We start from the raw sequence: 12,082 nt of genomic DNA, 5'->3' as shown, positions 1-12,082 counted from the left end.
TTGATTTTTCCTAAGAAAAATCTCACTAATAACATTTACTTGTTTGCACAAGTTGCTAAAAGATGTTCTAAAACGCAAATTCGTTTCGGTATCCAGTTTTCAAGGATCAAGTCTTACTTGAGAGCTTAAACTCTCAAAACTGAGCAACGAGTGAGTAACAGGCCTAAACCTGAGATTGTGGAAGTTTAACTTCCGATTTGAATGTTTCCATTGCAGGAAACGATTCTCCATAGAAAGGAGGTGATCCAGCCGCACCTTCCGATACGGCTACCTTGTTACGACTTCACCCCAATCATCTACCCCACCTTCGGCGGCTGGCTCCCTTGCGGGTTACCCCACCGACTTCGGGTGTTGTAAACTCTCGTGGTGTGACGGGCGGTGTGTACAAGACCCGGGAACGTATTCACCGCGGCATGCTGATCCGCGATTACTAGCAATTCCGACTTCATGCAGGCGAGTTGCAGCCTGCAATCCGAACTGAGACCGGCTTTGATGGGATTGGCTTCACCTCGCGGCTTCGCTTCCCGTTGTACCGGCCATTGTAGTACGTGTGTAGCCCAGGTCATAAGGGGCATGATGATTTGACGTCATCCCCACCTTCCTCCGGTTTGTCACCGGCAGTCACTCTAGAGTGCCCAACATTACTTGCTGGCAACTAAAGTTAAGGGTTGCGCTCGTTGCGGGACTTAACCCAACATCTCACGACACGAGCTGACGACAACCATGCACCACCTGTCTCCTCTGTCCCGAAGGCCGCCACTATCTCTAGTGGATTCAGAGGGATGTCAAGACCTGGTAAGGTTCTTCGCGTTGCTTCGAATTAAACCACATACTCCACTGCTTGTGCGGGTCCCCGTCAATTCCTTTGAGTTTCAGTCTTGCGACCGTACTCCCCAGGCGGAGTGCTTACTGTGTTAACTTCGGCACCAAGGGTATCGAAACCCCTAACACCTAGCACTCATCGTTTACGGCGTGGACTACCAGGGTATCTAATCCTGTTTGCTCCCCACGCTTTCGCGCCTCAGCGTCAGTTACAGCCCAGAAAGTCGCCTTCGCCACTGGTGTTCCTCCACATATCTACGCATTTCACCGCTACACGTGGAATTCCACTTTCCTCTTCTGTACTCAAGTCACCCAGTTTCCAGTGCGACCTCAGGTTGAGCCCAAGGTTTAAACACCAGACTTAAATGACCGCCTGCGCGCGCTTTACGCCCAATAATTCCGGACAACGCTTGCCCCCTACGTATTACCGCGGCTGCTGGCACGTAGTTAGCCGGGGCTTTCTTCTCAGGTACCGTCACTCCGGTAGCAGTTACTCTACCGGACGTTCTTCCCTGGCAACAGAGCTTTACGATCCGAAAACCTTCATCACTCACGCGGCGTTGCTCCGTCAGACTTTCGTCCATTGCGGAAGATTCCCTACTGCTGCCTCCCGTAGGAGTCTGGGCCGTGTCTCAGTCCCAGTGTGGCCGTTCACCCTCTCAGGTCGGCTACGCATCGTCGCCTTGGTGGGCCGTTACCCCACCAACTAGCTAATGCGCCGCAGGCCCATCCCTCAGTGACAGATTGCTCCGTCTTTCATTCTTTCTTCAGGAGAAAAAAGAAATTATCCGGTATTAGCTACCGTTTCCGGTAGTTATCCCAGTCTAAGGGGCAGGTTGCCTACGTGTTACTCACCCGTCCGCCGCTAAGTTATTTTGAAAGCAAGCTTTCAAAATAACTCCGCTCGACTTGCATGTATTAGGCACGCCGCCAGCGTTCGTCCTGAGCCAGGATCAAACTCTCCAATTAGTATTGAAAAGAGCGATATGCTCATTTTGAAACATCTGACGAGAAAATTAATTCTCTAATTTTGGATTTCACTTTCGTGATTTCCTACTCACTCGTTGTTCAGTTTTCAAAGATCAAGTTCTCGTTGTTAGCAGCGATCATCTCGTCACCAGCAACTCTTATACTATATCATGTTCGGCTATTTAATGTCAAGCTCTTTTTTTAACTTCTTTTTCGAGCTCGGCATGTGTATTTCTTGGCCGGACTTAGAATATATCATGTATAGAGATTCATTGCAACACTTTTTTTCAAATAAATAAGTATTAAGCTATATATCCTCAAAACGATACCAGAACCTTTACCTTCTGATCAACAGTAGCCAAGGAGAACCGCCGCTAGACAGCTCCCCTGTGCTCATTGTTGTATAAATACTATTCGTTTGTACGGTTACGCATATGCGGGAACAGCAGTACATCACGAATAGATGCAGAATTGGTAAGCAACATGATCAAACGGTCTACACCGATTCCCAGTCCACCTGTAGGAGGCATACCATATTCCAAAGCACGGATGAAGTCATCGTCCATTTCATGAGCTTCGTCATTACCTTGCTCTTTCTCCTGGATTTGCGCTTCAAAGCGTTGACGCTGGTCGATCGGATCATTCAATTCACTAAAGGCATTCGCATGCTCACGACCCACAATAAACAATTCAAAACGGTCGGTGAAGCGTGGATCCTCATCGTTTTTCTTAGCGAGTGGTGAGATTTCAACCGGATGTCCCATTACAAAGGTAGGCTGAATCAGAGTTTCCTCTACAAATTGCTCGAAGAAGGCATTAAGGATATGACCGAAAGACATGTGCTTCTCGACAGGTACACGATGCTCTTTTGCCAGAGCCTGTGCCTCCTCATCTGTCATATGAACACTGAAATCAACACCGGTTACTTCTTTAACGGCATCAACCATAGTTACACGACGCCATCCTGGTGACAGATCTACTGGCTTACCTTGATAGTCGACCTGTTGAGTTCCTAATACCTCTTGGGCAATATGAGCGATCATATTCTCCGTAAGGTTCATGATGTCCTTGTAATCAGCATAAGCTTCATACAGCTCAATCATAGTAAACTCAGGATTGTGACGAGTCGAAATGCCTTCATTACGGTATACACGACCGATTTCGTATACTTTTTCCAGTCCACCAACAATAAGACGTTTCAAATGAAGCTCAATAGCAATACGCATATAAAGCTGCATTTCAAGCGTGTTGTGGTAAGTGATGAACGGACGCGCAGCAGCTCCACCGGCAATCGCATGAAGTGTAGGTGTTTCAACTTCAAGATAGCCAAGTGAATCCAAATAACGTCGCATCGATTGAATGATTCTTGAACGAGCAATAAAGGTCTGTTGAACTTCTGGATTAATAATCAAATCAACATAGCGCTGACGGTAGCGCAGCTCTACATCTTTAAGGCCATGATATTTCTCAGGAAGTGGCAACAAGGACTTGGACAAGACTTCGAGATTATGCACTTTAATGGAGGTCTCGCCTGTTTTGGTTTTGAATACTGTTCCGCGAACGCCAATGATATCTCCTAGATCGAGAACATTGAACGCTGCGTATTGCGTTTCAGGAATGCTGTCTTGACGAACATAAAGCTGAATTCTTCCACTGAGGTCTTGGATATGCGCAAAACTGGCTTTACCCATAACACGTTTTGCCATAATGCGACCCGCTATGCTGACTTCAACAGACAGCTCGTCCAATTCTTCTTTTGAAAGTCCATCATACTTCGATACTAGGTCGCCAGCGTTAGCTGTACGCTCATACTTTTTGCCGAAAGGATCGATGCCAAGTCCTCTTAGCTCGTCCAATTTGGCACGGCGGATTTGCAAAAGCTCACTTAGTTCGTTCTCTGCATTCTCCACATTATTCATTTCCTCGGTCATGCTATTCATCCCCTTGCAGATATAAATCCCTTATATTTTGAAAAAAAGCTTCCCTAAGGAAGCTTTCCCAAACAATGTTCCCTTATCTGCCTGTATACAACAAAACTACTTATACATTCGGCAGCACATCTATTTACAGACTATAAGATCTGTACACTACTTCATTCTGATATCGAGAATTTTATATTGAATAACGCCTGCAGGTGTATTAACGTCAACAATCGTGCCTATTTTCTTGCCGATGATGGCTTTGCCTACTGGACTTTCGTTGGAGATCTTATTATTCAGTGGATCGGACTCCGCTGTACCTACGATCGTGTATTCCATAGTGTCACCATACTCCAAATCTTCAACACTTACAGTAACACCGATACTTACCACATCAGTAACGATCTCGTCGCTATTAATGATGCGCGCGTTACGAAGCATCTTCTCCAAGGTGATAACGCGTCCTTCGATAAAAGCCTGCTCATTCTTCGCGTCTTCATACTCCGAGTTCTCACTGATATCTCCGTAGCCAATCGCTACCTTAATCCGTTCAGCAACCTCGCGGCGTTTCACAGATTTGAGGAATTCCAGCTCATCTTCCAGACGCTTTAGCCCGTCCGGCGTAAGGATGACTTCTTTATCGCTCATCTCAACCGATTCTCCTGTCGTATACATTTATTGAAAACACCATACTATATGCTAATCTAGGAGGATAAGAACCCTCCCTGCTGCATTGCACTTACTGTAACGGCGATTTTATACTGTGAAATTATATTGGAACCGCTACAAAATGTCAATGACACCACATATAAAGTGGGATGTGTTCAAAAAGCGTTAGGAAAATAACGTTTATATTGCGGAAGCAGACATTACATTACCCTTATTCTCTTCTTCATGCTGTAGTTGAACGACAAAATCATTTAAAATCTTCACCATTCCATCACGTTCTGTCTCTAACATGAGCACATCCTTCACTCGTGCAGCAGATTTCAGGCCTTTTAAATACCAAGCCATATGCTTACGCATCTCCCGAACGGCTACTGCTTCTCCCTTAAGTGCAACCAGCCGATCCATATGAAGAATGGCAACCTTAATCTTCTCATCCAATCCAGGTTCAGGCATCAGTTCCCCGGTGCTTAAATACTGAATCGTACGGAACAGCATCCATGGATTACCTAACGCACCACGCCCGATCATTACGCCATCACAACCGGTCTGATCCAGCATTGCCCGGGCATCTTCAGGTGTGTTGACATCACCATTGCCGATAACCGGAATAGAGACCGCTTCTTTTGCCATCTTGATATAATTCCAATCCGCACGCCCCGTGTAAAGCTGCTCCCGTGTTCGTCCATGTACACTGACAGCTTTGCCACCGGCACGCTCTACTGCACGCGCATTATCCTCGACAAAAATATGCTCGCTATCCCAGCCAATCCGCATTTTCACGGTTACGGGTTTATCGACAACATCGACAACCGCAGAGACCATTTCATAGATTTTGTCGGGATTCAAAAGCCAGCGGGCTCCCGCATCACATTTAGTTACTTTAGGCACTGGGCATCCCATATTGATATCGATAATATCAGCATTGGTTTCTTTATCAACCACTTTAGCTGCTTGCACCAGTGATTCTCTATCCCCGCCAAAAATCTGCAAACTAAGCGGTTTCTCCCGTTCATCTACAAACAACATTTCGCGAGTACGCGTATTCCCGTGAATAATAGCCTTGTCGCTCACCATTTCCGCACAGACTAAACCTGTACCAAACTCTTTAGCGATTAGACGAAAGGCCGGATTGCACACCCCAGCCATAGGTGCCAGAACAACTTGATTTTTCATCTCAATGTCGCCAATCTTCAGCATTCGTATCACTTCCACTATCCCTATTTGAATTGCTTAAAAATTATGAGTCAGGGTTAACCAATTCTTCGGTTGTAACCCCTAGTACATTCGCAATTTTATCTAAAATTTGATCTTCTAAACGCCTATTTCCCCTCTCGACTGCGCCAAGCACAGCCAAGGAAATTCCAGTGAGATCCGCAAGTTCTTGTTGAGTATAACCTTTTAGCTTGCGGAATGCCCTGACCCTCCGTCCCATACGCTTGTTGTCCACAATCGAATTCCTTCCTTCCCGTCTATGTCTTGAAGCGCTGCTGTAATCAACTTGCGGAGTCCGGAAGTCTGTTCATTCTGTGGAACGATATCACTGAGCGGAAGCATTACAAATGCACGCTCAAACATACGCGGATGCGGTAACGTTAAATGCGGAGTATCAAGTGTCTGGCCCTCTACCCACAATAAATCTAGATCTACCGTTCTCGGTCCATAGCGAATATCCCGGATACGACCCAGCTTCGTTTCGATCCCCAGCATTACTTCCAGCAAGGTCTCTGGCGCAAGCGTCGTGCGCAAAGCTGCTGCCATATTAAGAAACTGCGGCTGATCTAAATAACCTACCGGCTCTGTCTCGTAAACTTTGGAGCAGCGAACTACCGATATTTCATCATGATTATTCAGTCTGTTCAAAGCCTCTGACAGCGTGCCTTCACGGTCGCCCAAATTAGCCCCTAAAGCAATATAAGCCTCTGATTCTTCAGAGGTGGAATGTATATTCATGGACTTTGTTCTCACTTTCTAGTTCTGCGCAGCTCCACAGTCACTCCCTGAAAATGAATGTCGAATGGCGGATGCGGTTTAGTTACCTTTACCGTTACTGCATTGATAACAGTATAAGTGTCCAGTACGGAGGATGCAATATATTCTGCCAGAGCTTCAATTAACTTAAAGGACTTTATTTCGACAATGTTTTTGACCAGTTCATGCACTTCAGCATAGTTTACGGTTTGGTTCAAATCATCGTTCTGGCCCGCTCCCTGTAGATCGAGTTCCAGCTCCAAATCAATGTAAAAACGTTGGCCCAGCTTACGCTCTTCTTCAAACACACCATGATATCCGTAATATTCCATTCGATGCAGTGTCATTTTATCCATCTTTAAACCCGCCCTTTTTATAAAATATCTTTATTCACGCACCAATGGAGGTGCAGCATACAACATCGCATCACACATCTTGACTGTTCGTTTTATCAGAGACACATCATGCACTCGTACAATTTGGCAGCCCTGAGCAATACCAAAGGCTACTGTAGCTGCGGTACCTTCCACAACATCATCAGCGGGTAAATCAAGTACGGTACGGATGAATTTTTTGCGTGAAGTCGCCAGTAACAGTGGATAGCCAAACTCAGTCAATCCATCCAAAAGCATCATCGCCTGCAAATTTTCATTACAATCCTTCGCAAAGCCGATCCCTGGATCCAAGATGATATTGGCTGGCTTCACTCCTGCGGCTAAAGCAAGATCAATACTTTCCTTAAGGTCTGCCGACATATCCGCACTTAGATTCGTATAATCACGGTCCTGCCGGTTATGCATCAAAATAATGGGACAGTCTGCAGCAGCTGCCACTGCCGCCATTTCCGGATCAGCCTTACAGCCCCATATATCATTAATGATATGCGCACCAGCAGCAATAGCTTGGCGTGCCACTTCAGCTTTGTAGGTATCTATAGATAACGGAATATGCGGTGCCGCTCGATGAATACTCTCGATGACAGGCAATACACGAGCTAATTCCTCTTCAAGCCCCACTGGTTTATGACCAGGACGGGTAGATTCTCCACCAATATCTATAATATCAGCACCGTCTGCGGCCATTTGTAGCGCATGTTCTACTGCTTTGTCCGGATCATCCCAAAGTCCTCCATCTGAAAAAGAATCCGGGGTTACATTCAGGATACCCATAATCAGCGTTCGATTTCCCAATTCCAAATCAGTATTTCCACAGCGGTATGTCCGCTTGAATATGGCTGGTCTCATTTCGAAATTCCCGTCCTTTCTCTATAGAATAAAATCAAATCCGAAGTCATTCTGCCGCAAAGGCCATTGCCTACGGTGAATTTTTTATCTTTTTCCCAAAGCGTTGCGACCGGGACAATTTCTTGTACGGAATTGGTAAGAAATACTTCATCGGCTGTTTTCAACTGTTCCCAATGATATGCGCCTTCTTCTACCCTGATTCCAGCACTACGAGCGAGCTCCATTACCATTTCCCGGGTAATTCCCGGAAGAATCCCAGTTGAGATATCTGGAGTGTGGAGAATATTATTTTTTATAAAAAAGATGTTGCTGACAATGCCCTCTGCTATGACCTCTTGTGCAGTCAACATCAGTCCTTCAGCACCATTGGCCGCAGAGACATAACCTCTAAGCTCACGCTTGGCCAAAATATTATTCATATAATGCAGAGACTTGAATCGAACCGCTCCCTCCGGAGTGTTACGCCGTAAAGACAACAGTTGCAGATCTTTGCCTTCGATATATATCTTTTCGGATACATTCGGCAGCGCTTTGATGTACAGCAAATGATTAGGTTCGCAATAATCGCCTGCGGGTAATCCGAGAATATCTTCACCAGCGGTCACTGTATAGCGTATATAAGCTTCTTTTAATTCATTTTTATCCATTACACGCTGAATCCACTCCTGCAGCTGATCGACATCCTGCGCAAATGGAATGCCAAGCTCTTTGCACCCCTCTGCCATACGCTTCAAATGACGCTCCAGCAGAAAAGACACTCCCCTATACGTACGAAAGGTCTCGAACAATCCTATGCCGTATAAAAAACCGTGATCCAGTGCGGAAACCACGGCTTGTCTTGCATCAATGACACCATTGTTAAATCCTATATATTTCATGCCGTTTCTCCGGCTCTCCGTTTCAAGAAATTACGCAGCATCGTATGACCATGATCCGTAATAATCGATTCCGGATGGAATTGCACACCTTCGATAGGGTATTCTTTATGGCGCAGTGCCATAATCTCCCCTTCTTCGGTCTCCGCTGTAATCTCCAGACAATCCGGCAGACTCTCGCGCTCTACAATCAAAGAATGATATCTTGTTGCTGTAAAAGGAGACTCCAGACCTTCAAATACCGACGTGCCCTTATGATGAATCGGGGATGTCTTTCCATGCATCAAACGCTCTGCACGAATAACATTCCCACCAAATGCTTGCCCTATCGCCTGATGCCCTAGGCATACACCGAAGATCGGAATAATACCTTTGAAATGATGTAACAATTCCAAACTGATCCCCGCTTCATTAGGTGTACATGGTCCTGGTGAAATTAAAATATGATCGGGAGCCATTTTTTCAATTTCTTCAATGGTAATTTCATCGTTGCGGTGTACTTTAACCTCTTCCCCAAGTTCACCTAAATACTGTACGAGGTTATACGTAAAGGAATCATAATTATCGATGACCAAGATCACAGTGTTTCTCCCCCTTCGGCGCCAATGGCAGTTAGCGATTCCTGCTGTAGTTCACTACAGCGTACTGCCTTCACTACCGCTTTGGCTTTATTATGGCATTCACGGTATTCACGGTATGGATCAGAGTCGATCACGATGCCCGCACCTGTCTGAATATATCCGACTCCATCCTTTACAGCCAGTGTTCTAATAATAATATTTAATTCCATATTTCCGTTATAGTCAATAAAGCCCATAGATCCTGTATACGGCCCACGCCGAACCGGCTCCAGCTCTTCAATGATTTCCATTGTTCTTACTTTCGGCGCACCTGTAATCGTTCCCCCTGGGAACAATGCTGAGATTACAGCATAAGCATCCTTATCCGGTGCGACCTGGCCCTCTACCTGTGAAACGAGATGCATCACATGAGAGTAGCGTTCCACCGTCATCAACTCAGGCACGCTGACGGATCCATATGCAGCGACACGCCCGATGTCGTTGCGCTCCAGATCGACAAGCATGATATGCTCGGCGATCTCCTTTTCGCTCCCGCGAAGCTCCGCCTCCATGGCGGCATCCTCCGCGGGAGTCAGGCCCCGGCGCCGGGTGCCGGCGATTGGCCGGGCGCTCACTTTGTCCCCGTGCAGCTTGACGAGCAGCTCCGGTGAAGCGCTGGACAGCGCGAAGCCGGGCGACCGTAAGAGCCCCATGTACGGGGACGGATTGAGCCCTCGCAGCCATTCGTAAACATCCTCCGGCGAGGACTTCAGCTGCGCCTCCTGGCGCAGCGAGAGATTCACCTGAAATACATCGCCTTGACGGATGTATTCCTGAACGTCCAGCACGGCCTGCTGGAACTTCTCAGGCGAGAAGGCCGAGGTCATACCGGGCCACTCTCCTGAGGAATCTGTGAGGGCCTCCATGCTACTTTTGATCTCTTCGTTCAATCCCGAAGCAGTGGATATCAACTGCCACTGCTCTACCATTCGCCCAGCCTGTTCTATAGCACCGAGATAAAGGTTCTGCAAATCCTCCATCCCACATTCTGCTGGAACCGGGACGTGAACAGCACAATAAAGCACATGCTCTTCGTGATCATAAATCCATACCTCATCCATCCTCATAAAGAGATAATCAGGAAAACCGGGATCATCTTGTGCAAGAGACGGTAACCGCTCCAATGAACGAACCACATCGTACCCTAGAAATCCAATACATCCACCGGTAAAAGGGGGAATACCCTGAACGTTTAGACTTGGCGAGGTGAAGCCTGACATCCATTGCTGTAGCAGTTCTAGCGGCTGACCTAGCAGCGTTGTAGTCTCATGTGAACCCTCATCGGCTGTATGACCCAATGATTCGGGAAAAAGGCTAAACACCTCAGCACCTTCTCCCTTGCCCTCTAATATTGATACAGGATTTAACCCTAAGTACGTATAGCGGCCACCCTTGCCACTCTCCAACACTACGGAGTATTCAGAAGCTAGTTCCCAGGCCTTCTTCCAGGATGCGGGCAATTCCCCCGAGCACTTGGGTGATTTTATAATCAAGGGGAACATGCTCCAGTCTTCAGCTGCCCATTGTTCCCACTCATGCCATGTCGTTATGATTTCCAAAGCCATCCTCCTAAAAGTTTTATGGAGCAATTACATCATAGACATCACTACGCATTAAAACTCACTTCGTAAGCATTCGCTTAGTTTTGTCTAGCAACTACTTATTATTAATCATCAGTAGTATATTGCCTGTCAGTATACTGTACTTAAGGCATTATTGAAAAGCCCCCAGCTATAGGAAATTATTATGGCTTTAACTCTTCAGTAATACCACGTCTAGATCGTCATATATCCACAGAACCTTTTGCCCATTTAATCAACGAAAAGAGTCTCCATCACCACCAGAAAAGTGGTATGAAGACTCTTATAAATTACGTTATTGCAAACAATTACGCTTCGAAATTATAAAGTGGTGTGCTCAGGTAACGTTCACCATTACTTGGGATGATGACAACTACCTTCTTGCCAGGACCGAGGTCTTTAGCAACCTTGAGTGCCGCAAATACTGCTGCACCGGAAGAAATCCCAGACAAGACGCCTTCTTCTTTAGCTACACGGCGTGCAGTTTCAAATGCTTCATCGTTCTCAACATGAATGATCTCATCATAAATGTCCTGGTTCAGGATTTCAGGAATGAAGTTTGCTCCGATACCCTGAATTTTGTGAGGGCCTGGTTTGCCTCCTGCCAAGATTGGAGAAGCAGCAGGTTCCACAGCATAGATCTTCACGTCAGGATATTTACTCTTCAGCACTTCACCTGCACCCGTGATCGTTCCACCTGTTCCGATACCTGCAATAAAAGCATCCAGTGGGCCACCGATGGACTCAATAGCTTCAACGATCTCAGGTCCAGTAGTCTCACGGTGGATCTTCACATTCGCTTTATTCTTGAACTGCTCCGATGGGAAATAGCTTGGGTTTTCTTTCAGAATTTCTTCCGCTTTCTTAACCGCACCATTCATGCCTTCCGATCCTGGAGTCAGAACCAATTCTGCTCCGTATGCACGAAGTAGATTACGGCGTTCCAAGCTCATGGTTTCCGGCATTACGATAACTGCCTTATAACCTTTAGCCGCAGCCACAAGTGCCAAGCCAATACCAGTGTTACCACTAGTTGCTTCTACAATTGTACCTCCAGGTTTCAGCAGACCTTCACGTTCAGCTTCTTCAACGATGCTGATTGCGATACGGTCTTTTACGCTTGATCCTGGATTCTGATATTCTAATTTCAAATAAATATCTGCGGAGCCTTCCTGTGCCAGACGATTCAAACGAACGAGCGGAGTACCTCCGATCAATTCTGTTACGTTGTTAACGACTTTAGCCATGAGCAAAAACCTCCTTAGAATGATAAATGCGATATAAGAACGTAAATTGTGACTTTACTCTTCTGTATGTGTGTCCCTATTATGCAATAATAACTGCTATAAAGGGGTGTAGATATTAGACTACCGTTAGTTATTTCCGACTAAAACGGTAGGTTTTACATTAATATCA

The 12,082-nt window shown here is 46.2% G+C and carries 11 protein-coding genes and 1 rRNA gene; all 12 read right to left on the bottom strand.

Annotated elements, in window-relative coordinates; translation table 11 throughout:
• Positions 1 to 233: 233 nt before the first annotated feature.
• The 12 genes from ACN6KS_RS00430 to cysK all read right to left on the bottom strand — a co-directional run bounded on the left by ACN6KS_RS00430 (position 234) and on the right by cysK (position 11,913).
• Positions 234 to 1,791 (bottom strand): 16S ribosomal RNA (locus tag ACN6KS_RS00430).
• Between the two features lie 410 nt (positions 1,792 to 2,201).
• A complete protein-coding gene (lysS, locus tag ACN6KS_RS00425) occupies positions 2,202 to 3,722 on the bottom strand; it encodes a lysine--tRNA ligase (protein ID WP_179085871.1) in 1,521 nt (506 codons plus the stop codon).
• Between the two features lie 156 nt (positions 3,723 to 3,878).
• Positions 3,879 to 4,358 carry a transcription elongation factor GreA gene (gene greA / locus ACN6KS_RS00420; RefSeq protein ID WP_042183910.1) on the bottom strand — a complete coding sequence of 160 codons (480 nt, stop codon included), beginning with the start codon at positions 4,356 to 4,358 and terminating at the stop codon, positions 3,879 to 3,881.
• 201 nt (positions 4,359 to 4,559) lie between these two features.
• A complete protein-coding gene (gene dusB, locus ACN6KS_RS00415) occupies positions 4,560 to 5,576 on the bottom strand; it encodes a tRNA dihydrouridine synthase DusB (RefSeq protein WP_094871973.1) in 1,017 nt (338 codons plus the stop codon).
• Between the two features lie 40 nt (positions 5,577 to 5,616).
• Positions 5,617 to 5,811 (bottom strand): helix-turn-helix domain-containing protein, encoded by a 195-nt coding sequence (locus ACN6KS_RS00410; protein ID WP_234540301.1) that lies wholly within the window; start codon positions 5,809 to 5,811, stop codon positions 5,617 to 5,619.
• Positions 5,778 to 6,329 (bottom strand): 2-amino-4-hydroxy-6-hydroxymethyldihydropteridine diphosphokinase, encoded by a 552-nt coding sequence (gene folK, locus ACN6KS_RS00405; protein WP_094871974.1) that lies wholly within the window; start codon positions 6,327 to 6,329, stop codon positions 5,778 to 5,780. The genes ACN6KS_RS00410 and folK overlap by 34 nt, the downstream gene beginning before the upstream one ends.
• Before the next feature lie 11 nt (positions 6,330 to 6,340).
• Positions 6,341 to 6,703, bottom strand: a complete 363-nt coding sequence (gene folB, locus ACN6KS_RS00400; protein ID WP_042183904.1) for a dihydroneopterin aldolase — start codon at positions 6,701 to 6,703, stop codon at positions 6,341 to 6,343.
• Between the two features lie 30 nt (positions 6,704 to 6,733).
• Positions 6,734 to 7,591: a dihydropteroate synthase gene (gene folP / locus ACN6KS_RS00395; RefSeq protein WP_094871976.1), complete on the bottom strand. Its 858-nt coding sequence runs from the start codon at positions 7,589 to 7,591 to the stop codon at positions 6,734 to 6,736.
• Entirely contained in the window at positions 7,588 to 8,469 is an 882-nt protein-coding gene (locus ACN6KS_RS00390) for an aminotransferase class IV (protein WP_440961105.1), read from the bottom strand. The genes folP and ACN6KS_RS00390 overlap by 4 nt, the downstream gene beginning before the upstream one ends.
• Entirely contained in the window at positions 8,466 to 9,047 is a 582-nt protein-coding gene (gene pabA, locus ACN6KS_RS00385) for an aminodeoxychorismate/anthranilate synthase component II (protein WP_042123170.1), read from the bottom strand. The genes ACN6KS_RS00390 and pabA overlap by 4 nt, the downstream gene beginning before the upstream one ends.
• The gene (locus ACN6KS_RS00380; RefSeq protein ID WP_440962353.1) at positions 9,044 to 10,588 is read right to left on the bottom strand and encodes an anthranilate synthase component I family protein; all 1,545 of its coding nucleotides are present in this window, start codon (positions 10,586 to 10,588) and stop codon (positions 9,044 to 9,046) included. Before ACN6KS_RS00380 ends, pabA begins: the two co-directional genes overlap by 4 nt.
• 386 nt (positions 10,589 to 10,974) lie before the next feature.
• Positions 10,975 to 11,913: a cysteine synthase A gene (gene cysK / locus ACN6KS_RS00375; protein WP_042123166.1), complete on the bottom strand. Its 939-nt coding sequence runs from the start codon at positions 11,911 to 11,913 to the stop codon at positions 10,975 to 10,977.
• Positions 11,914 to 12,082 lie beyond the last annotated feature (169 nt).

Source organism: Paenibacillus nitricinens (assembly GCF_052056485.1).
GTDB classification, from domain to species: Bacteria; Bacillota; Bacilli; order Paenibacillales; family Paenibacillaceae; genus Paenibacillus_AQ; species Paenibacillus_AQ nitricinens.
This window is presented reverse-complemented; position numbering and strand designations above follow the sequence as displayed.